This is a genomic window from Pseudomonas sp. LSJ-87 (genome assembly GCF_032971465.1).
GTDB lineage: Bacteria > Pseudomonadota > Gammaproteobacteria > Pseudomonadales > Pseudomonadaceae > Aquipseudomonas > Aquipseudomonas putida_Z.
The window spans coordinates 252073-273633 of record NZ_JAWJYQ010000001.1; the positions used below are offsets into that span (position 1 = coordinate 252073).

Here is a 21561-nt window from a genome sequence, read left to right on the forward strand (position 1 = left end):
GAGGAATCACCCCATGCGTCGCCTAGCCCTGTTCCTGATCAGCCTGTGCCTGGCCCTGCCGGTACTGGCTGCCGATGCTGCCCGTCCCGAGCGCAAGGAAGTGTTTGGCGACGTGACGGTGCACTACAGCGCGTTCACCTCGAGCATGCTGACACCGGAGGTGGCCGCAGCCACCGGCCTGGTACGCAGCAAGAACCAGGGCGTACTCAACATCGCCGTGCTCAAGGCCAACAAGCCCGCCATGGCGGTGGTCAGCGGCACGGTCAAGGACCTGACCGGGCGCAGCAGCCCGCTGTCGTTCAAGCAGATCACCGAACAGGGCGCGGTGTACTACATCGCCCAGTTCAAGATCGACCAGCCAGAAACCGTCACCTTCGACCTGAATATCGAAACCGGCGGCATCAGCAACTCCCTCAGCTTCAATCAGGACGTTTTCCCAGGCGAATGATGAATTTCCAGCAACTCGTATTGGCCAGCCACAACGCCGGCAAACTCAAGGAACTCCAGGCCATGCTCGGCGCGTCCGTGCAACTGCGCTCGATCGGCGAGTTCAGCCAGGTCGAGCCGGAAGAAACCGGCCTGTCGTTCGTCGAGAACGCCATCCTCAAGGCGCGCAACGCCGCACGCATTTCCGGCCTGCCGGCCCTGGCCGACGATTCGGGCCTGGCGGTGGATTTCCTCGGCGGCGCGCCGGGCATCTACTCGGCGCGCTATGCCGACGGCAAGGGTGACGCGGCGAACAACGCCAAGCTGCTCGAAGCACTGAAAGACGTGCCTGAAGCCGAGCGTGGCGCACAGTTCGTCTGCGTCCTGGCACTGGTGCGCCATGCCGACGACCCGCTGCCGATTCTGTGCGAAGGCCTGTGGCACGGGCGCATCATGTTCGAGGCCAGTGGCGAGCACGGCTTTGGCTACGACCCGCTGTTCTGGGTACCGGAGCGCAGCTGCTCCAGTGCCGACCTGGCCCCTGTGGACAAGAACCAGCTCAGCCACCGCGCCCGCGCCATGGCCCTGCTGCGCCAACGTCTGGGCCTGGCATGATCGAAACGCTGTCCACCCCCGGCGCGGCGGGCTTCACCAGCCTGCCGCCGCTGGCGCTGTACATCCACATCCCGTGGTGCGTACGCAAATGCCCTTACTGCGACTTCAACTCCCACGCTGCCGGGCCTGAACTGCCGGAAGATGCCTACGTCGCCGCCCTGCTGACCGATCTCGACCAGGAGCTGGCCGCCGTGCAAGGCCGGCCGATCAGCTCGATCTTCTTCGGCGGCGGTACCCCCAGCCTGTTCAGTGCCGACGCCCTTGGCCGACTGCTGCGTGGCGTAGAGCAACGCATCCCGTTTGCGCCGGACATCGAAATCACCCTGGAGGCCAACCCGGGCACGTTCGAGCAGGACAAGTTCAAGGCCTACCGGCAAACCGGCATCAACCGTCTGTCCATCGGTGTGCAAAGCTTCCAGCCAGCCAAACTGCAGGCGCTGGGGCGTATCCACAACGGCGATGAAGCGGTCCGCGCCGCCGGTATGGCGCGCGCCGCCGGCTTCGACAACTTCAACATGGACCTGATGCACGGCCTGCCCGACCAGTCGCTCGACGACGCGCTGGGCGACCTGCGCCAGGCCATCGACCTGGGGCCGACGCACCTGTCGTGGTACCAGCTGACCGTGGAGCCAAACACGGTGTTCTGGAACCAGCCGCCCGAGCTGCCCGAGGACGACATCCTCTGGGATATCCAGGAGGCCGGCCAGGCACTGATGGCCGAACACGGCTTCCGCCAGTACGAGGTCTCGGCCTATGCCCAGGCGGGGCGCGCTGCCCGGCACAACCTCAACTACTGGCGCTTTGGCGACTTCATCGGCATCGGCGCTGGTGCCCACGGCAAGCTGACCTTCGCCGACGGGCGCATCCTGCGCACCTGGAAAACCCGCCTGCCCAAGGACTACCTGAACCTGGCCAAGCCGTTCAAGGCCGGCGAAAAGCTGCTGCCAGTCGACGAGCTGCCGTTCGAGTTCCTGATGAACGCCCTGCGCCTGACCGATGGGGTGGAAGCCGAACTGTTCACCCAACGCACCGGTTTACCGCTGGCACAACTGCGCGAGGCACGCCGCGCGGCCGAACAAAAGGGCCTTTTGCAGGTCGAACCGGATCGACTGGTGGCCACGCCAAGGGGCCAGTTGTTCCTCAATGACCTGCTGCAGTATTTCTTGACCTAAGGATGACCCATGGATCTGGTACTTGATCTGCTCGCGACGGTTTCTCGCTGGAGCCGCAGCAACCTGTCGGAGATTTCACTGGCCTTGGTAGGCTGCCTGCTGGTGCTGTTCGGCACTGATATCAAAGGCTGGGTGGAACAGCGCCTGGGCGGCCTGGCGGGCGCCCTGCGCGTACCGTTCATGGCCTTGTTGGTGATGATCGGCAGTGGTGCGGCGCTGATCTATGCCACGCCTTGGGTGGTGAAAGGGCTGAGCCAGTTCAACAACTACGCGCTGGCGCCGGTGTTGCTGGTGGTACTGGTGCTGATCGGGGTGGTGGCGGATCGACGGGGCTGAGCCACGGCCTTGCACTGAACCCGTGTAGGAGCGGCCTTGTGTCGCGATGGGCCGCAAAGCGGCCCCAGCACTTGCTGCCTCACCGCTGACATCCTGGGGCCGCTACGCGGCCCATCGCGACACAAGGCCGCTCCTACAATGACCGCGTAATCTGGCGAGTACAGAGATGGGTTGTAAAAGCTGCCCCGGAGAACCAGGGCAGCCCTACCACCTGACTAGCCCTTACTGGGCATCATCGAAGTGATCGCGCATGAAGTCCCGAACGGTCTTGAGCACAGTCAAGATCCGGATGAACGTCCAAACGCGGCTCAGCGCATCAAGCAAACGCTTCATATGCCTTGGCCTCCGTGTTGGCGGGCCAATCTTCCAGCATCTAACCGGTACTTCGATGCCTTCGAAAACTGTGTGGACGTTTTCGGTGAAGTGGCCAGGTTGATGGCCCTTCGAAATCAGATACCGGCATGGTTCTCAGGCCATGTCGAAGGGGCCGGAAAGCAGAATTCTTCTCCTACCCGGCCCATCACCGAATTCGTTCATACAGGAGCAGTGCGATGATAATTGGGATACGTGGCCAAAGCTGTTAACCGCGTTGACACACGTGATGCTGGATATTTCTGATCATTGACGGGCCTTTTCTGGCTGCCTATGATCCACTGACTGTGTGGATGTTTTCGGTGAGTCCCAGAGCGAAGGATACTCAGTCCTGTCGCTCACATAAAAAAACCGCCCTTCTCAAGGCGGTTTTTTTTTCGCCTGCATTTTTGCAGGCATCGGCATATCGAAAGGCCGTATCAGCCGGTCAATCCACCTTCTCGAACTTCAAATCCCAAACCCCATGCCCCAGCCGCTCGCCGCGGCGCTCGAACTTGGTGATCGGGCGCTCTTCCGGGCGCGGCACGTAGGTACCGTCAGCCGCACGGTTGCGATAGCCCGGGGCAGCGCTCATCACTTCCAGCATGTACTCGGCATACGGTTCCCAGTCGGTGGCCATGTGGAACACGCCACCGGGCTTGAGCTTGCGTCGTACCAGCTCGGCGAACTCCAGCTGGACGATGCGGCGCTTGTGGTGGCGCGCCTTGTGCCATGGGTCGGGGAAGAACAGCATCAGGCGGTCGAGGCTGTTGTCCGCCACGCAGCGGTTCAGCACTTCGATGGCATCGCAGTCATATACCCGCAGGTTCTTCAGGCCCTGGGTCAGCACGCCGTTGAGCAGCGCGCCAACACCCGGGCGGTGTACTTCCACACCGATGAAGTCCTGTTCAGGCGCGGCAGCAGCCATTTCCAGCAGGGAATGGCCCATGCCGAAGCCGATCTCCAGGGTGCGCGGCGCCGAGCGGCCGAATACCTGGTCGTAGTCCACCGGGCTGTCGGCCAGCGGCAGGATGTACAGCGGGCCGCCCTGCTCCAGGCCACGTTGCTGGCCTTCGGTCATGCGCCCGGCGCGCATCACGAAACTCTTGATGCGGCGGTGCGGGCGGGCTTCGCCGTCGGGGGTGATCGGCGTATCGTGCGATTCAGTCATCAGGGGCTCTTACTTGATCAGACCATCCAGCGGCGAAGAGGCGCTGGCATAGAGTTTCTTCGGCATACGGCCGGCCAGGTAGGCCATGCGACCTGCGACGATGGCGTGCTTCATGGCCTCGGCCATCAGCACCGGCTGCTGGGCGTGGGCAATGGCCGAGTTCATCAGCACCGCTTCACAGCCCATTTCCATGGCGATGGTGGCGTCGGACGCGGTACCCACGCCAGCATCGACCAGCACCGGCACCTTGGACTCTTCCAGGATGATCTGCAGGTTGTAGGGGTTGCAGATACCCAGGCCGGTACCGATCAGGCCAGCCAGCGGCATGACCGCGATGCAGCCGGCTTCGGCCAGCTGGCGGGCGATGATCGGATCGTCGCTGGTGTAGACCATCACGTCGAAACCATCCTTGACCAACACTTCGGCGGCCTTGAGGGTTTCGATCACGTTGGGGAACAGGGTTTTCTGGTCAGCCAGTACTTCCAGCTTGACCAGGTTGTGGCCATCCAGCAGTTCGCGGGCCAGGCGGCAGGTGCGCACGGCTTCGACCGCGTCGTAGCAGCCAGCGGTGTTCGGCAGGATGGTGTAGCGGTCCGGTGGCAGCACATCGAGCAGGTTCGGCTCGCCCGGGTTCTGGCCGATGTTGGTGCGGCGCACGGCAACGGTGACGATCTCGGCACCCGAGGCTTCGATGGCCAGGCGGGTTTCTTCCATGTCACGGTACTTGCCGGTACCGACCAGCAGGCGCGACTGGAAATTACGCCCGGCCAGGGTGAAGGGCTTGTCGCTACGAACGTTGCTCATGGTTGTTCCTCGGGAAAAGGTTGCTGGGCTTGCAGGTGAATCGCCGGCCGGAATCAGCCGCCACCGATGGCGTGGACCACTTCGACCTGGTCGCCGTCGTTCAACAGCGTGCTGTCGTGCTGGCTACGCGGCACGATATCCAGGTTAAGTTCCACCGCGACGCGGCGCCCGGTCAGCTCCAGGCGGGCCAGCAGGGCCGCGACGCTTTCGCCAGCGGGCAATTCGTAAGGTTCACCGTTCAGTTGAATGCGCATGCGCACGGCCACCATTGTTCTTTGGGGCCCGCATTCTAGCGCTGAACCGCCCTGCAACCCAAGGGCGCTGCACGCCATTAGTCGCGATTGTGGACCACTCGGTCAACCGAGCCGCCAGGCTGCCAGGCCCAGGCACAGCCAGCCGGCGAGGAAGCACAGGCCCCCAATCGGGGTGATCATGCCGAGCTTGCCCAGGCCGCTGAGGGTCAGCAGGTACAGGCTACCGGAGAACAGCACTATCCCCACGGCAAACAGGCCGCCAGCCCAGCCGACCAGGCGCCCTGGCAGGTGCACCGAGAGCACGGCGACAGCGAAGATCGCCAGGGCATGCACCAACTGGTAGGTCACACCAGTCTGGAAGATCGCCAGATAGTCGGCCGTCAGCCGGCTTTTCAGGCCATGGGCAGCGAAAGCGCCCAGAGCGACACCGGTGAAGCCGAAAAAGGCGGCAAGCATCAGGAAGCTGCGAAGCATGGGACGACTCCTTGGATCGGGTCTGTATAATGGCCCCTTCCACCCGTACGGCCAAGCCATCGTCATGCTGCCAACCCTTCTCCGCCGCCTCTCCCGCGCCCTGCTCTGGTTCGCTGCCGGCAGCATCGTGCTGGTGCTGGTGTTCCGCTGGGTGCCACCACCCGGTACGGCGCTGATGGTCGAGCGCAAGGTGCAGTCCTGGGTGAATGGCGAGCCGATCGACCTGCAGCGCGACTGGGAGCCGTGGGAGAACATCTCCGACGACCTCAAGGTCGCAGTCATTGCTGGCGAGGACCAGAAGTTCGCCAACCACTGGGGCTTCGACATCCCGGCTATCCAGGCGGCGCTGGCCTACAACGAGCGCGGCGGCAGCATTCGCGGTGCCAGCACCCTGACCCAGCAGGTGGCCAAGAACCTGTTCCTGTGGTCCGGGCGCAGCTGGTTCCGCAAAGGGCTGGAGGCCTGGTTCACCGCGTTGATCGAGCTGTTCTGGTCGAAAGAGCGGATTCTCGAGGTCTACCTGAACAGTGCCGAATGGGGCAAAGGTGTGTTTGGCGCCCAGGCGGCAGCGCGCTACCACTTTGGCATCGATGCGAGCAGGCTTAGCCGCCAGCAGGCGGCGCAGCTGGCGGCGGTGCTGCCGAGCCCGATCAAGTGGAGTGCCAGCCGGCCGAGCGCCTACGTGGCCAGCCGGGCCGGCTGGATTCGCCGGCAGATGAGCCAGTTGGGTGGGCCCAGCTACCTGATGCAGCTCGACACTTCGCGCAAGCCTTGAGGGCCTCTTCGCGGGCACGCCCGCTCCCACAGTGCCAGCATTACCCCTGAGGCCTGTGCAGTACCTGTGGGAGCGGGCGCGCCCGCGAAAAGGCCGGTAAATCTTGCGCAAAAAAAAGCCGCTCACCCTATGCGGGCCAGCGGCTTTTCCTTGCAGCCAGGGCTCGATCAGGCCGCGATCAGCGCCTTGACCTTGTTCATCGCATTCTTCTCCAGCTGGCGAATCCGCTCAGCCGAAACGCTGTACTTGTCCGCCAGCTCATGCAACGTGGCCTTCTCTTCCGCCAACCAGCGCTGGTAGAGAATGTCACGGCTACGCTCGTCCAGCCCTTGCAGTGCTTCGTGCAGGTTGCTGGTGGAGTTGTCGCTCCAGTCGGCATCCTCCAGCTGCACTGCCGGGTCGTAACGGTGGTCTTCCAGGTAATGCGCAGGCGACTGGAAGGCACTGTCGTCGTCAGCTTCCGCTGCCGGGTCGAACGCCATGTCCTGGCCGCTGAGGCGGCTTTCCATCTCGCGCACTTCACGCGGCTCCACGCCCAGGCTTTCCGCCACGCGGTGCACTTCGTCATTGTTCAGCCAGGCCAGACGCTTCTTCTGGCTGCGCAGGTTGAAGAACAGCTTGCGCTGGGCCTTGGTGGTGGCCACCTTGACGATGCGCCAGTTGCGCAGGATGAACTCGTGGATCTCTGCCTTGATCCAGTGCACGGCGAACGACACCAGGCGCACGCCCATTTCCGGGTTGAAGCGCTTGACGGCTTTCATCAGGCCGACGTTGCCTTCCTGGATCAGGTCGGCCTGGGCCAGCCCGTAGCCGGCATAGCTACGGGCGATATGTACGACGAAACGCAGGTGGGCCATCACCATTTGACGAGCGGCCTCGACATCCTGCTCATAATAGAGACGCTCGCCCAGATCACGCTCCTGCTCGACAGTCAGCAGCGGGATGCTGTTGACCGTGTGCACGTAGGCTTCCAGGTTTGCACCGGGTACCAGGGCATAGGCAGGTTGCAACGATGTGGTCATTCAAGAACCTCCGACTTACAGAACTCGCGCCTTGTGGGCGCTGCCAACATTGACCTGGAACGACGGTACAAGTTCCATAGTGAAGAATTTGTCAATGCTGGCACGTAAAAACTATCGCGGCGCCAGCTCGTTCAAATGGCGGGCCACTGCGATCCATGCACCGATATACCCCAACAGCACCGCTCCGATCAAGAGCGACAGACCATCGGACGCCGGCACCCCGCCCAGGGCGAAGTCGCTGCCGTACAGCCCGGAAAGCCCTACCACCGCCTCGTTCAGCCAGTTCAGGCCAAACGCCAGGATGCCCCATGCGATCACCCCTGCACCCAGGCCATACAGCGCACCCATGTACAGGAAAGGCCGGCGTACGTAGGCATCCGTGCCACCGACCAGCTTGATCACTTCGATCTCGGTACGGCGGTTTTCAATGTGTAGACGAATTGTGTTACCGATTACTAACAGCAGGGCAGAAATCAGCATCACGGCCAGGCCAAAGACAAAGCGGTCACCCAGCTTGAGGATGGCCGCCAGGCGCTCGACCCAAACCAGGTCGAGTTGCGCCACTTCCACCCGCGGCAGCTCCGACAGGCGCTGACGCAAGGCTTCAAGGGCCGGCTTGTCGACTTCGGTAGGGGTCACCACCACCACGCCAGGCAGCGGGTTGTCAGGCAGCTCACGCAGGGCTTCGCCCAGGCCGGACTGTTGCTGGAACTCCTCCAGCGCCTGCTCGCGGCTGACATACTGCGCGTCGGCCACGCCAGTCATGCCCTTGATCTCGTCGCGCAGCGCCTCGCCTTCGCGGCTGCCGGCATCGAGCTTGAGGTACAGCGAAATCTGCGCGGCGCGCTGCCACGAGCCGCCAAGCTTCTCGACGTTCTTCAGCAGCAGCGACAGGCCCATGGGCATGCTCAGCGCCACCGCCATCACCAGGCAGGTGAAGAAGCTGCCGATCGGCTGCTTGCCCAGCCGACGCAGGCTGTCGGCCATGCTGGCACGGTGGCTTTCCAGCCAGGCATGCAGCAGGGTGCGGAAATCCGGGCCGTCATCGTCGTCGTGCTTTTTCTTTGCCGGTTGCGGGTCGGCCGGTTTCGGCGCAACCCGCTCGGAAACCTTCGGCGTACGTGTAGTGCTCATTGCCCGGCCTCCCCATCGCCGATCAAGCGGCCGCGCTGCAAGGTCAGCATGCGGTGGCGCATGCGCGCAATCAGTGCCAGGTCGTGGCTGGCGATCAATACCGTGGTACCCAGGCGGTTGATGTCCTCGAACACCCCCATGATCTCCGCGGCCAGGCGCGGGTCGAGGTTACCGGTGGGTTCGTCGGCCAGCAGCAGGGCTGGCTGGTGAACGATGGCGCGGGCGATGCCCACCCGTTGCTGCTGCCCGGTGGACAGGTCGGCCGGGAACAGCTCGCCCTTGTCGGCCAGCGACACTCGCTCCAGTGCCGAGTCCACGCGCTTGGCGACCTCGGCCTTGGACAGGCCGAGAATCTGCAGCGGCAAGGCGATGTTGTTGAACACCGTGCGGTCGAACAACAGCTGGTGGTTCTGGAACACCACGCCGATCTGCCGGCGCAGGAACGGGATCTGCGAATTGCTGATCTGGCCCAGGTCCTGCCCGGCCAGCATCAGCTTGCCGCTGGTCGGGCGCTCCATGGCCAGCAGCAGGCGCAGCAAGGTGCTCTTGCCCGCGCCCGAGTGGCCGGTGACGAACAGGAATTCGCCCCGGCGCGCCCGGAAACTCAGCTCATGCAAACCCACATGACCATTGGGATAGCGCTTGGCAACCTGTTCGAATCGGATCATGTTCAGTCTCGCTCGGCGAACAGAGCCTTGACGAACGGCTCGGCTTCGAAGGTACGCAGGTCGTCGATGCCTTCACCGACACCGATGAAGCGGATCGGCAGCTTGAACTGCTTGGCCAGGGCGAAGATCACCCCGCCCTTGGCAGTGCCGTCCAGCTTGGTCAGGGCCAGGCCGGTCAGTTCGACGCTCTGGTTGAAGTACTTGGCCTGGCTGATGGCGTTCTGGCCGGTGCCCGCATCGAGTACCAGCAGCACCTCGTGCGGCGCCTCGGCGTCGAGCTTGCCGATGACCCGGCGAACCTTCTTCAGCTCTTCCATCAGGTTGTCTTTGGTGTGCAGGCGGCCAGCGGTGTCGGCGATCAGCACGTCGACGCCACGGGCCTTGGCGGCCTGTACGGCATCGAAGATCACCGAAGCGGAGTCGGCGCCGGTGTGCTGGGCGATCACCGGGATCTGGTTACGCTCGCCCCACACCTGCAGTTGCTCGACCGCAGCGGCACGGAAGGTGTCGCCAGCAGCCAGCATCACTTTCTTGCCTTCGAGCTGCAGCTTCTTGGCCAGTTTGCCGATGGTGGTGGTCTTGCCGGCGCCGTTCACACCGACCACCAGGATCACATAGGGCTTGTTCTGCGCCTGTACCACCAGCGGCTGCTCGACCGGGCGCAGCAGCGCAGCCAGTTCTTCCTGCAGCGACTTGTACAGGGCATCGGCGTCGGCCAGCTGCTTGCGGGCAACCTTCTGGGTCAGGTTCTGGACGATGGTGGAAGTGGCTTCCACGCCAACGTCGGCGGTCAGCAGTCGGGTTTCGATTTCGTCGAGCAGGTCGTCATCGATGACTTTCTTGCCCAGGAACAGGCTGGCCATGCCCTCGCCGATGCTGGCGCTGGTCTTCGACAGGCCCTGCTTGAGGCGGGCGAAGAAGCCGGGCTTGGCCTGCTCGGCCTGCGCGGCGACCGGGGCTGCAGCCACAGGGGCAGCAGGCTCTGGTGCAGGGCGTTCCGGGATGGCGGGCGGCGCTTTCGGCTCCAGATCCGGCACCAGGGCCACGGGCTCTTCGGCAACCGGCAGCACCAGGTTGCTGACCGGCGCGACCGGCTCGACGACCGGGGCCGCCTCGACAGGGGCTGGCTCGACCGGGGCCGCCTGCAAGGGCATGGACGCGACCGGCTGCGGTGCAGGTGCCACCAGTGGCTGGGACGCGACCGGCTCGGGTTCAGGGGCCTGCAACGGCTGGGAAGCAACCGGTTCGGGGACAGGGGCCTCGACCACCGGGGATTGGACGGGTGCGGCGACCTGCTGCGGTTCTGTCAGCTGCGGTTCTGTCAGCTGTGGTGCCGCAGGGGCCTGAACGGGTTCAGGGGCCTGTGGCGCTTCGGCAGTAGCCCCCTCGACCGGAGCGGCTGCAGGCTGCTCGACGGCTGGGAGTTCATTCGCGGGCACGCCCGCTTCCACAGGTTGCTGCGGTTTCTTGCGAAACCAGCTGAACAGGCCTTTCTTCTCACCAGCCTCGGCCGGCGCTTTTTTGTCGTCGTTGGAACCAAACATGGAAGACGGCTATCTCAGGGTAGCGATGGGCCAGCTATGGCGCATCGGAAATTCTCTCTACGCAGAACAGACTATCTTGAAGCCGGCTGGTTCATGCGCAACGTTTTGTCTTAGTGTCCTGCGGGCCAGAACGGCGACAGGCATGGTCGCCAGGCAACCGGATCAGTATCCTAGCACCTCCTGGCCCGCCGACGCTAAACCAGTGGGCCGCCGAACAGGTTAAACACCGTATGAATGCTCTAGCCCGCCGCGCCGCTGGCCTGTTGCTCGGCACGCTCTGCCTGCCGCTCGCGGCCTTCGCCGCCGATGTGCAACCCTCCCACGAATTCATCCTCGACAACGGCCTGAAAGTGGTCGTGCGCGAGGACCACCGCGCCCCGGTGGTGGTCTCGCAGATCTGGTACAAGGTTGGCTCCAGCTACGAAACCCCGGGCCAGACCGGCCTGTCCCACGCGCTGGAACACATGATGTTCAAGGGCAGCGCCAAGGTCGGCCCCGGCGAGGCTTCGCGCATCCTGCGTGACATTGGCGCCGAAGAAAACGCCTTCACCAGCGACGACTACACCGCCTATTACCAGGTGCTGGCGCGCGACCGCCTGCCGGTGGCCCTGGAACTCGAGGCCGACCGCCTGGCCAGCCTGCGCCTGCCCGCTGACGAATTCAGCCGTGAAATCGAGGTGATCAAGGAAGAACGCCGCCTGCGTACCGACGACCAGCCCAACTCCAAGGCATTCGAGCTGTTCCGCGCCATGGCCTACCCGGCCAGCGGCTACCACACCCCGACCATCGGCTGGATGGCCGACCTGGAGCGCATGAAGGTCGAGGAACTGCGCCACTGGTACGAATCCTGGTACGCCCCCAACAACGCCACTCTGGTGGTAGTCGGCGATGTCACCGCCGATGAGGTCAAGGGCCTGGCGCAGAAGTACTTCGGCAGCATCCCCAAGCGTGCCGTGCCGCCGGCCAAGTTGCCGCTCGAACTGGCCGAACCAGGCCAGCGCCAGCTGACCCTGCACGTGCGCACCCAGTTGCCGAGCCTGATCTACGGTTTCAACGTACCTGGCCTGTCCACCGCCAAGGACCCGCGTACGGTGCATGCCCTGCGCCTGATCTCGGCGCTGCTCGACGGCGGCTACAGTGCCCGCATGCCGGCACGCCTGGAACGTGGCCAGGAACTGGTGGCCGGTGCCTCTTCCAGCTACAACGCCTTCACCCGCGGCGACAGCCTGTTCCTGATCTCGGCCACGCCGAACGTGCAGAAGCAGAAAACCCTCGCCGATGTCGAGAAAGGCGTCTGGCAGCTGCTGGATGAGCTCAAGACCACCCCACCCAGCGCCGAAGAGCTGGAGCGCGTACGCGCCCAGGTCATAGCCGGCCTGGTCTACGACCGCGACTCCATCAGCAGCCAGGCCACCACCATCGGCCAGCTGGAAACCGTCGGCCTGTCCTGGAAGCTGATCGACAGCGAGCTGGACGAGCTCAAGCGCGTGACCCCGCAGGACATCCAGAACGCCGCGCGCACCTACTTCACCCGCGAACGCCTGAGCGTTGCCCATGTATTGCCCGAGGAGTCCGCTCATGAGTGATCGCCGCGCACCACGCCCAACCCTGCTGGCCACGGGCATCCGCGCCCTGGCGCTGGCGGCGGTGCTGGCCGCCCCGGCCATGGCCGACAACGCCGCCAAGGCCGACAGCAACGCGGCACGCCCGGCCAACACCTTGCAGTCGCTGGCCGAGCTGGATGGCAAGGCGCCCAGCCGGCGCCAGTTGAACATCCAGCACTGGAACACCGCCGAAGGTGCCCGGGTACTGTTCGTCGAGGCCCGCGAACTACCGATGTTCGACCTGCGCATCACCTTCGCCGCCGGCAGCAGCCAGGATGGCGGAACGCCAGGCCTGGCTGCCCTGACCAACGCCATGCTCAACGAAGGCGTGGCCGGCAAGGACGTGACTGCCATCGCCGAAGGCTTCGAGGGCCTGGGCGCCGACTTTGGCAACGGTTCCTACCGCGATATGGCCGTGGCCTCGCTGCGCAGCCTCAGCGCCAAGGACAAGCGCGAACCGGCGCTCAAGCTGTTCGCCGAGGTGGCTGGCAAGCCGACCTTCCCCGAAGACGCCCTCAAGCGCATCAAGAACCAGATGCTGGCCGGCTTCGAGTATGAAAAGCAGAACCCTGGCAAGATCGCTGGCAAGGCCCTGTTCGCCAAGCTCTACGGCGACCACCCCTACGCCCACTCGAGCGACGGCACCGCCGAAAGCATCAGCGGCATCACCCTGGCACAGCTGCGCGCCTTCCACGCCAAGGCCTACACCAGCGGCAACGCGGTCATCGCCCTGGTCGGCGACCTCAGCCGCGCCGAGGCCGAAGCCATCGCCGCCCAGGTGTCCGCCGGCCTGCCCAAGGGCCCCGCGCTGGCCGCACCGGCCCAACCCGGCGAAGCCAAGGCAGGCCTGACCCACATCGACTTCCCGTCCAAGCAGACCCACCTGATGCTGGCCGAACTCGGCATCGACCGCCAGGACCCGGACTGGCCGGCTCTGTCACTGGGCAACCAGATCCTCGGCGGCGGTGCGTTCGGCACCCGGCTGATGAGCGAGGTGCGTGAAAAGCGCGGCCTGACCTACGGCGTGTACTCGGTGTTCAGCCCGATGCAGGTGCGCGGCCCGTTCATGATCAACCTGCAGACCCGTGCCGAACTCAGCGAGGGCACGCTCAAGCTGGTGCAGGATATTCTCGCCGACTACCTCAAGGCCGGCCCCACCCAGCAGGAGCTGGACGATGCCAAGCGCGAACTGGCCGGCAGCTTCCCGCTGTCCAATGCCAGCAACGCCAGTATCGTCGGCCAACTGGGTGCCATTGGCTTCTACAACCTGCCGCTGACCTGGCTGGAGGACTTCATGCAGCAGTCCCAGGCCCTCACCGTCGAACAGGTAAGAACGGCCATGAACAAACACCTGTCAGCCGATAAACTGGTGATCGTCACCGCTGGCCCGAAAGTGCCGCAAAAACCGCTGCCAGCACCCACTGACAAGCCCTCCGAGCAGCCGCTCGGGGTACCGGAGCACTAATGCCAAGATCCACCCCTCCCGCCCGCCCGCAACCGGGCCAAAGCAAGGGCCAGGGCCACCTGCGCATCATCGCCGGCGAATGGCGCAGCCGCCGTCTGGCGGTGCCGGAAGGCGAAGGCCTGCGGCCAACGCCCGACCGCGTGCGCGAAACCCTGTTCAACTGGCTGGCGCCCTATATCGAGGGTGCCCGCGTGCTGGACGCCTTCACCGGCAGCGGCGCCCTGGTGCTCGAAGCCCTGTCCCGCGGGGCCGAGGACGCCGTCGCGCTGGACAGCAACCCGGCGGCCATCGCCAACCTGAAGAACAACCTCGAGATCCTGCGCTGCCCGCGCGGGCAAATCCTGCAGACCGACGCCCTGCGCTATCTGCAAGGCCCGGCCAAGCAGCAGTTCGACGTGGTGTTCCTCGACCCGCCGTTCCACCAGGACCTGCTGGCCGACACCTGCAACCTGCTGGAACAGAACCAGTGGCTGCGCGAGCAGGCGTGGGTCTACACAGAAAGCGAGGCTGCCCCGTCGACCTTGCAATTGCCAGGTAACTGGCGCCTGCATCGAGAGAAAAAGACCGGCCAGGTACATTACGCGCTCTGGCAGCGGGGCTAATTATTTAAAGCAGGTGCAGCACCCTTGTCGCTGAAGCTGTTCGGGTTCACATCAACCAGAGCACTTCAGCGATGACCTCACCACCTACTTCGCCACCCGACCTGGGCCAGGTCTCTGCGGGGCTTGCCGCCTTGTCCTGCACCACTACCTCGCCATTGCAGCACTTCACGCTGGAAAACGGCCTGTCCGTTTACTTGCGGGAAAATCACAAGACATCTCTGGCCGCAGTCCAACTCTGGTACCACATAGGCTCAAGCCATGAGCCTGCCGGCCACACGAACCTGTCACACGTACTGGAGCACCTGATTTTCGCAGGCAGCAGCAAACTGCCCGCCGGCCAATACAGCCGGGTGATCGCACGTATAGGGGGCAATGCCAATGCCACCACCCACCTGGACGCCACCTCCTATGAAATCTCGCTACCGGCCAGCCGCCTGCCCATAGCGTTGGAAATCATGGCCGATGCCATGAGCACCGCTACCTTCGGTCAAGCGGAGATGGAAAGGGAGATAAAGGCGGTGGAGGACGAGCGCCGGCTCAAGCTGGACGTCCAGCCCGACCGACAGGCATACGATCAGCATAACGCTCTGGCCCATGGCACCAGCCCTTATGCAGGCCCGACCTTCGGTTATCCGGCAGACCTGGACAGCATCGACCTGGCGGCGCTGCGAACCTGGTACAGGTCCTGGTATCAGCCCAACAACGCAACGCTTGTGGTAGTCGGCAGCGTTGACCTGCCAACGCTCCGGCAGCATGTGGAGCGTTACTTCGCAGGCATGCCGAAAGCGCCTGTCGCCGACCGGCCTGTTCCACGCCATGACGCTCAACTGCAGGCCCGCAGCCACACCGTAAGCCTGCCAGGGTTACGCGAGGGGCTGTTCATGTCATTCAACGTTCCAGGCCGAGCAACAGCCCCCGACGCCAAGACATCGCTTGCCCTGACCCTGCTTTGCGACTTGCTTGGCGTAGGTTTCAGCTCCCGGCTGTACAGCGACCTGGTACGGGACAGGCGCCTGCTTACAGGTGTGCGAGTGACCTACGAGCCCTTGGTACGTGGCGACACGCTGTTGACGATTTCAGCCTACGTGAACACCACCCACGCCACACCGGAAGACGCCGCCCAAGCCGTTTACGAGCATGTGCAGGCGCTGCGCAGCGTTGCCTTGCCGGAAGCAGAGCTGCAGCGCGCCAAGTTGCGCATGCTCGCCCGACGGCTATTCGACCTTGACGCGCTCACCGCCCAGGCAGACGAGCTGGGCGCCGCTGCCGCCGCCGGTTTGCCAGCATCGGTGATTGACGAGGACTGCCCTCTCATCCGGGACCTCGACAGCGCGACAGTGCAACAGGTGGCGGTTGCCTATCTGGGGCGCGAACGGCTGACCACAACCTACCTTCGGCCAGGAGTGCCAGCATGAGCCCAGACAACTTGACGACCACCCGACCAACGCTGTGCGACGGCCCAACTACCGACACCGCCTTGGAGGCCATGGCCAACCTGGAATCGGCCAAGGAAATCGAGCTTGGCCAGGTACCGCCCCTGCAAGCCGCCGCCGAGTGTTGGCAAACCGCCGGCGGCGCAAAGGTCAGCTTCATCGCAGACCATGACCGCCCGATGTTCGACCTGGCCTTGCGCTTTCGAGCCGGCAACGTGCTTGACGGTGCAAACCCAGGCCTGGCTGCAGTTACCCTGTACAGCCTCGACCAAGGGACCGGGGAGCTCGATGCAGCACAGTTTGCCGAGCAGCTGGCCGGGCACGGGGCCATCCTCGGCAGAAGGATCACCGATGACAGTGCCGTCATCTCACTCCGCTGCCTGAGCTTGCCCGAGATACGCGCCAGCGTGATGCAACTGTTCACCCAGATGCTGGCATATCCTGCTTTCAGGGAGCCTGACGTGGCGAAAATCCGGGAGCGGCTGGCTTTCAACCGTGTCCGACAGGGCAGCCACCCCCTGATACGGCTTGCCAACACCACGATGGCTCATGTTTTCCGTGATCATCCGTACGCTGCCAGCGCCACCACGACGGCCAGTGGCACCGTCAATGTCGAGCAGATCAGGGACTTCCACCAGAAGGCTTACTCGGCGAACAATCTGGATATTGGCCTGGTGGGGGACCTGAGCCGCAATGATGCGGAGCAACTGATCGACGTACTCACCCGTGCCCTGCCGCAGGAGTGGGCCGCCGCCGCCCCGCCGCCACTCCCCGAACACCCGCCACTCATGCAGCACCTGACCGCCGCCGGCAGCGCCACCCGGGCACTGTTGACGTTGTCCTCGAAAGCTTCGCCAAGCAGCCCGCTATTTCCGGCCTTGACGCTGCTCAACGTGATACTTGGCACCAGCTATGAATCACGCCTGACGCAAGAGTTGCGAACCCTGCGCAGCCTGACCTACGCCATCTACTCCGACCTCAACCCGCTGGATGCGGCATGCCTGCTGCAAATTCATTGGGACATCGCCCCGCAGTACCGGGATGCGGCAGCGGCCCTGGTGTCGGGGATTGTCGCGTGCCTGCGCGAACGAGGCCCAAGCCAGGCAGAATGCGACATCGCTGTGAACGAAATTGCGGCCAAGCTGCATCACGACCTTGCAGACAGCGCCAAACTGGCCAGAGCACTTGCGACTTACAGCCACCAAGGGCTGCCAGGCGATCACCTTGCCACTTTTCTTGACAGGCTACAGTCGCTCACGCCTGCGAACCTGCGTGAAGCCGGGCAGGTGTGGTTGGGCAACGCGACGCAAGTGCTGGTGACCATAGGCCCCGAGTCAGTGCAGCTGCCACTGCCGGAAACAATGAAGGACGACCAATAGCGCAGGTACATCGGGGTTTTTCCATGGCATTCTAGGCACGCACAACATGAGTCGCCCACATGCCCAGCCCCAGCGCAACGTTCCGTCCAGCCCTCGGCCTTGCCAATCCCCACTTGCAAACCTTGTGGGGGCCGTTGTGGCGAAAACTGCCAGAGCTGCAGCGCAACCGCGAGCGGCTATGGCTGGCCGATGGCGACTTCATCGACCTGGACTGGCACGGCCCGCACCAGCCCCACGCGCCGTTGGTGCTGGTGCTGCACGGTTTGACCGGCTCCTCCCACTCGCCCTACGTCAAAGGCTTGCAGCAAGCGCTGCAAGGCCTCGGCTGGGCCAGCGTGGCGGTGAACTGGCGCGGTTGCTCGGGCGAGCCCAACCTGCTGCCACGCAGCTACCATTCCGGCGCCAGCGAAGACCTGGCCGAAATCGTCAGCCACCTGCGTGCCCAGCGCCCGTTGGCGCCGTTGTATGCGGTGGGTTATTCGCTGGGGGGCAATGTGCTGCTGAAATACCTGGGCGAAAGCGGTGTCGCCAGCCAGTTGCAGGCTGCGGTAGCGGTGTCGGTGCCGTTTCGCCTGGACCACTGCGCCGACCGCATCGGCCAGGGCTTTTCAAAGGTGTACCAGGCGCATTTCATGCGCGAGATGCTGGCTTATGTGCAGCTCAAGCAGCGGCACTTCCACGACAAGGGCCAGCATGAAGGGCTGGCGACGCTGCAACGGCTGGGGCCGTTGGCCAACCTGCGCACGTTCTGGGATTTCGACGGCAAGGTCACCGCACCACTGAACGGTTTTCGCGATGCGCACGACTACTACCGCCGCTCATCGAGTCATTTTTTCCTCGGCCAGAACCGAACGCCGACGCTGATCATCCACTCCAGCGATGACCCTTTCGTCTCCGGTCACAGCCTGCCAACGGCCCGCGAACTGGCGCCGCAGACCCGCTTCGAACTGCACAGCCGCGGCGGCCATGTGGGCTTTGTCGATGGCAGCCTGCGCAACCCGGGCTATTACCTGGAGCGGCGGATTCCACAGTGGTTGGTGGAGGGTCAATAGGAGCTGCGGTTTTCATTGGCAGTACCGGCCTCATCGCCGGCAAGCCAGCTCCCACAGGTGTGGTATAGGCCTGATGGGCAGTGGTGTACCTGTGGGAGCTGGCTTGCCGGCGATGAGGCCGGGCCTGCTTACTCGCCAGTGGCTACGCCATGCTGCGGATCGTTGATCCACTCACTCCACGACCCGGCATACAGCTTGCCCAGCGGGTACCCGGCCAACGCCAGGGCAAACAGGTTATGACACGCCGTCACCCCTGACCCGCAATACGCCACCAACTGCTCCGGCGCCCGCCCGGCCAGCTTTTCGGCAAAGCGCTGTTTTAGCTGGTCCGGCTGCAGAAAACGCCCATCAGCCCCCAGGTTGTCGGTGAACGCCGCGCATTGCGCCCCCGGAATATGCCCCGCCACCGGGTCGATCGGTTCCACTTCGCCACGGAAACGCGGCAATGCGCGCGCATCGATCAAGGTCAGGTCTGCGTTACCCAAGCGCTTGGCCAGGTGCTCGGCATCGATCAGCAGCTTGCCGTCCGGCTCACCGTTGAAGGTGCCTTCCCGCTTGAGCGGCGGATCCAGGCTGAGCGGCAGATGCGCCGCATGCCAGGCCTTCAGGCCACCATCGAGGATCGCCACGCCGCTGCGCTTGCCCAGCCAGGCCAGCAGCCACCAGGCACGGGCGGCAAAAGCGCCAGGGCCGTCGTCGTACAGCACCACCTCGCTGTCATCGTCCAGGCCCCACTCACGCAGGCGCTCGACCAACCGGCGCGCATCCGGCAATGGGTGGCGCCCAGTGCGTCCCTTGCTCACAGGCCCGCTGAGGTCACGCTCCAGGTCGGCAAAATGCGCTCCGGCAATATGCCCCTGGGCATAGCTGCGTTGGCCATAGTCCACATCCTCGAGGGCAAAGCGGCAGTCGAGGATCACCAACTTGGGCGAGCCCAGACGCTCGGCCAACTGCTGCGGGGTGATCAATTGCGCAAGGGGCATGACAATCTCCTGATCGATGGCACTATCGATAACACTGAGGCCCTGGGTTAGTGCTCCAGGGCCTGGTTGAACGGTACATGGAATTCCTGGCAAAGGGCGTCCACGGCATTGCGGGCGTTGTCGGTGACGAAGCCCAGCTCCAGCACCAGTACCTGGTAGACGCCGCGCTTGAAGGCTTCTTCACCCAGGTGCGCGGAATGCTCCCGCGTGGTGCTGAGAAAACGTACCCAGGACGTCAATACGATCCAGGCGTTGATGGTCAGCGATTCGATCTGCGCTGGTACCATGGCCAGGATGCCCGCCTCGACGAAGCCGCGGTAGATCGCCTGGCCCTGGCGCAGGCAGCGCTCGGAAAAGCGGCGATAACGGGCGGCCAGCTCCGGGTCGCTGTCCAGCAGGTGCTCCAGGTCGCGGTGCAGAAAACGGTAGTTCCACATCGCCGCCAGCAGGGCCTTGAGGTAGAAGCGCTTGTCCTCCACGGTCGCCGCGCGGCCTTGCGGCGGGCGCAGGAAGCTGTCCACCAGTTCTTCGTACTGGCTGAACAGCAAAGCGATGATCGCCTGCTTGTTGGGGAAGTGGTAATACAGGTTGCCGGGCGAAATTTCCATGTGCGCGGCAATGTGGTTGGTACTGACGCTGCGTTCGCCCTGCTGGTTGAACAGCTCGAGGCTGTTCTGCACGATGCGCTCTCGGGTCTTCATGCGCGGGGCCATGCTCAGCTCCCAGTCTGCGGGCCTTCATCAAAGGGTCATCTTACGGCGTATTGGCGGTGGAATGCACCGCTCGACAACGCGGAAAAATTCGCACCATCGTACAAATTAGAGTATAGGCTCTAGGGATTCCCTGCCCGGACTCGACGCCGCCATGAACTCGCCCAGTGCCTTGCCCCCTGTGCAATCCGACCTCGACCTTGCGGCGACGTTCGCCACCCAGCGCCAGGCCTTTGCCGGCAACCCCTTGCCAGCGGCGGCGCAGCGGCGCCAATGGCTGAAAAGCCTGCGGGAAGCCTTGCTGGCCGGCCAGGCCGAACTGATCGAGGCAATCGGCCAGGACTTTGAGGGGCGCAGCGCCGACGAGACCCTGCTGGCCGAGCTGCTGCCCTCGGTGCAAGGCCTGCGCCACGCCGAAAAGCACCTGCAGCGCTGGATGCGCGCCAGCCGGCGCAAGGTCGGCCTGGCCTTCCAGCCGGCCAGCGCGCAGGTGCGCTACCAACCCCTGGGCGTGGTCGGCATCATCGTGCCGTGGAACTACCCGCTGTTCCTTGCCATCGGCCCGCTGACCTGTGCCCTGGCCGCCGGCAACCGGGTCATGCTCAAGCTCAGCGAAGCCACGCCTGCCACTGGCCAGGCGCTCAAGCAACTGCTGGAGCAGGTGTTCCCCACCGATCTGGTCAGCGTGGTGCTCGGCGAAGTCGAGGTAGGCCAGGCCTTTGCCCGCCTGCCGTTCGATCACCTGCTGTTCACCGGCGCCACCAGCGTGGGGCGCCAGGTAATGCTGGCTGCGGCGCACAACCTGACCCCCGTCACCCTGGAACTGGGCGGCAAGTCGCCAGCCATTGTCTCGGCCGACGTACCGCTGGACAGCGCCGCCGAGCGCATCGCCTTCGGCAAGACCCTGAACGCCGGCCAGACCTGCGTCGCCCCAGACTACGTGCTGGTGCCACGCGAGCGCCTGGAGGCCTTCAGCGACGCCTACCAGCGTGCTGTACGCCGGCTGTACCCGCGCATCGCCGGCAACCCCGACTACACCGCCATCATCAACCCGCGCCAACTGCAGCGCTTGCAGCATCTACTGGACGATGCCCACGCCAAAGGTGCGCAGGTACTCGACCTGTACCCCGGTGAAACCCGCCAGGGCCGGCGCCTGCCACCCCACCTGCTGCTGGGGGTGAACGACGGCATGCAGGTGATGCAGGACGAAATCTTCGGCCCATTGCTGCCGCTGGTGCCCTACGACAGCCTCGAGCAGGCACTGGCCTACATCAACCAGCGCCCCCGCCCGCTGGCGCTTTACTACTTCGGCTATGACCGCGCAGCCCAGGAGCAGGTGCTGCGCCACACCCACTCCGGCGGAGTGTGCCTGAACGACACCCTGCTGCACGTGGCCCAGGATGACTTGCCGTTCGGCGGCATCGGCCCTTCAGGCATGGGCCATTACCATGGCCACGACGGTTTCCTGACCTTCAGCAAGGCCAAGGCGGTGCTGGCCAAGCAACGCTTCAACGCTGCCCGGCTGACCTACCCGCCTTATGGCAAAGCCTTGCAGCGCCTGGTCTTCAAGCTTTTCATCCGCTGAGG

General features: G+C 64.3%; 22 protein-coding genes. 12 read left to right on the forward strand and 10 right to left on the reverse strand.

Annotated elements, in window-relative coordinates; all coding sequences use genetic code 11:
• The first annotated feature begins 13 nt into the window (after positions 1–13).
• Genes RYH74_RS01020 through RYH74_RS01035 form a run of 4 tightly spaced genes read left to right on the forward strand, consistent with a single transcriptional unit; the run spans position 14 to position 2549 of the window.
• Positions 14–448: a DUF4426 domain-containing protein gene (locus tag RYH74_RS01020; protein WP_003257823.1), complete on the forward strand. Its 435-nt coding sequence runs from the start codon at positions 14–16 to the stop codon at positions 446–448.
• Positions 445–1041: an RdgB/HAM1 family non-canonical purine NTP pyrophosphatase gene (rdgB, locus tag RYH74_RS01025; RefSeq protein WP_003257822.1), complete on the forward strand. Its 597-nt coding sequence runs from the start codon at positions 445–447 to the stop codon at positions 1039–1041. Before RYH74_RS01020 ends, rdgB begins: the two co-directional genes overlap by 4 nt.
• On the forward strand, positions 1038–2213 hold the full coding sequence (gene hemW / locus RYH74_RS01030) for a radical SAM family heme chaperone HemW (RefSeq protein ID WP_075046652.1): 1176 nt from the start codon (positions 1038–1040) through the stop codon (positions 2211–2213). Before rdgB ends, hemW begins: the two co-directional genes overlap by 4 nt.
• A 9-nt stretch (positions 2214–2222) precedes the next feature.
• Positions 2223–2549, forward strand: coding sequence for a DUF3392 domain-containing protein (locus tag RYH74_RS01035; protein WP_003257821.1), 327 nt, complete (start codon positions 2223–2225; stop codon positions 2547–2549).
• A gap of 799 nt (positions 2550–3348) precedes the next feature.
• On the opposite strand, the gene trmB is transcribed toward RYH74_RS01035, so the two are convergent.
• The 4 genes from trmB to RYH74_RS01055 all read right to left on the reverse strand — a co-directional run bounded on the left by trmB (position 3349) and on the right by RYH74_RS01055 (position 5603).
• On the reverse strand, positions 3349–4071 hold the full coding sequence (gene trmB, locus RYH74_RS01040) for a tRNA (guanosine(46)-N7)-methyltransferase TrmB (protein ID WP_013974624.1): 723 nt from the start codon (positions 4069–4071) through the stop codon (positions 3349–3351).
• 9 nt (positions 4072–4080) lie between these two features.
• Positions 4081–4875, reverse strand: coding sequence for a thiazole synthase (locus tag RYH74_RS01045; RefSeq protein ID WP_075046653.1), 795 nt, complete (start codon positions 4873–4875; stop codon positions 4081–4083).
• A gap of 53 nt (positions 4876–4928) precedes the next feature.
• On the reverse strand, positions 4929–5129 hold the full coding sequence (gene thiS, locus RYH74_RS01050; protein ID WP_003257817.1) for a sulfur carrier protein ThiS: 201 nt from the start codon (positions 5127–5129) through the stop codon (positions 4929–4931).
• 102 nt (positions 5130–5231) lie between these two features.
• Positions 5232–5603, reverse strand: a complete 372-nt coding sequence (locus tag RYH74_RS01055) for a DUF423 domain-containing protein (protein ID WP_075046654.1) — start codon at positions 5601–5603, stop codon at positions 5232–5234.
• A gap of 64 nt (positions 5604–5667) precedes the next feature.
• Here RYH74_RS01055 and mtgA point away from each other — a divergent pair, with 64 nt between their 5' ends.
• The gene (gene mtgA / locus RYH74_RS01060; RefSeq protein ID WP_085587709.1) at positions 5668–6378 is read left to right on the forward strand and encodes a monofunctional biosynthetic peptidoglycan transglycosylase; all 711 of its coding nucleotides are present in this window, start codon (positions 5668–5670) and stop codon (positions 6376–6378) included.
• A 167-nt stretch (positions 6379–6545) separates the two neighbouring features.
• On the opposite strand, the gene rpoH is transcribed toward mtgA, so the two are convergent.
• From rpoH to ftsY, 4 genes are all read right to left on the reverse strand, one after another.
• Positions 6546–7400, reverse strand: coding sequence for an RNA polymerase sigma factor RpoH (gene rpoH / locus RYH74_RS01065; protein WP_003249083.1), 855 nt, complete (start codon positions 7398–7400; stop codon positions 6546–6548).
• A gap of 111 nt (positions 7401–7511) precedes the next feature.
• Positions 7512–8534, reverse strand: a complete 1023-nt coding sequence (gene ftsX, locus RYH74_RS01070) for a permease-like cell division protein FtsX (RefSeq protein ID WP_075046656.1) — start codon at positions 8532–8534, stop codon at positions 7512–7514.
• Entirely contained in the window at positions 8531–9202 is a 672-nt protein-coding gene (gene ftsE, locus RYH74_RS01075) for a cell division ATP-binding protein FtsE (protein ID WP_013974630.1), read from the reverse strand. Before ftsE ends, ftsX begins: the two co-directional genes overlap by 4 nt.
• Positions 9203–9204: 2 nt before the next feature.
• Entirely contained in the window at positions 9205–10746 is a 1542-nt protein-coding gene (gene ftsY, locus RYH74_RS01080) for a signal recognition particle-docking protein FtsY (RefSeq protein ID WP_286100720.1), read from the reverse strand.
• Positions 10747–10976: 230 nt separating this feature from the next.
• On the opposite strand from ftsY, the gene RYH74_RS01085 reads away from it, so the two are divergent.
• The 6 genes from RYH74_RS01085 (at position 10977) to RYH74_RS01110 (ending at position 18281) form a co-directional block, all read left to right on the forward strand.
• Positions 10977–12332: a M16 family metallopeptidase gene (locus RYH74_RS01085; RefSeq protein ID WP_075046658.1), complete on the forward strand. Its 1356-nt coding sequence runs from the start codon at positions 10977–10979 to the stop codon at positions 12330–12332.
• On the forward strand, positions 12325–13815 hold the full coding sequence (locus tag RYH74_RS01090; RefSeq protein WP_317408845.1) for a pitrilysin family protein: 1491 nt from the start codon (positions 12325–12327) through the stop codon (positions 13813–13815). The genes RYH74_RS01085 and RYH74_RS01090 overlap by 8 nt, the downstream gene beginning before the upstream one ends.
• Positions 13815–14417 carry a 16S rRNA (guanine(966)-N(2))-methyltransferase RsmD gene (gene rsmD / locus RYH74_RS01095; RefSeq protein WP_025340976.1) on the forward strand — a complete coding sequence of 201 codons (603 nt, stop codon included), beginning with the start codon at positions 13815–13817 and terminating at the stop codon, positions 14415–14417. Before RYH74_RS01090 ends, rsmD begins: the two co-directional genes overlap by 1 nt.
• Before the next feature lie 71 nt (positions 14418–14488).
• Positions 14489–15832, forward strand: a complete 1344-nt coding sequence (locus RYH74_RS01100; RefSeq protein ID WP_317408846.1) for a pitrilysin family protein — start codon at positions 14489–14491, stop codon at positions 15830–15832.
• On the forward strand, positions 15829–17229 hold the full coding sequence (locus RYH74_RS01105) for a pitrilysin family protein (RefSeq protein ID WP_317408847.1): 1401 nt from the start codon (positions 15829–15831) through the stop codon (positions 17227–17229). Before RYH74_RS01100 ends, RYH74_RS01105 begins: the two co-directional genes overlap by 4 nt.
• A 59-nt stretch (positions 17230–17288) precedes the next feature.
• Positions 17289–18281 carry a hydrolase gene (locus tag RYH74_RS01110; protein WP_075046662.1) on the forward strand — a complete coding sequence of 331 codons (993 nt, stop codon included), beginning with the start codon at positions 17289–17291 and terminating at the stop codon, positions 18279–18281.
• 128 nt (positions 18282–18409) lie between these two features.
• On the opposite strand, the gene RYH74_RS01115 is transcribed toward RYH74_RS01110, so the two are convergent.
• Both RYH74_RS01115 and RYH74_RS01120 read right to left on the reverse strand, forming a co-directional pair.
• Positions 18410–19264 (reverse strand): sulfurtransferase, encoded by an 855-nt coding sequence (locus RYH74_RS01115; protein WP_025340980.1) that lies wholly within the window; start codon positions 19262–19264, stop codon positions 18410–18412.
• A 47-nt stretch (positions 19265–19311) separates the two neighbouring features.
• Complete coding sequence (locus tag RYH74_RS01120) at positions 19312–19977, reverse strand: TetR/AcrR family transcriptional regulator (protein WP_317408849.1); 666 nt, start codon at positions 19975–19977, stop codon at positions 19312–19314.
• A 151-nt stretch (positions 19978–20128) separates the two neighbouring features.
• Between RYH74_RS01120 and RYH74_RS01125 the strand changes: the two genes are divergently transcribed.
• A complete protein-coding gene (locus RYH74_RS01125; protein ID WP_317408850.1) occupies positions 20129–21559 on the forward strand; it encodes a coniferyl aldehyde dehydrogenase in 1431 nt (476 codons plus the stop codon).
• The last annotated feature ends 2 nt before the right edge of the window (positions 21560–21561 follow it).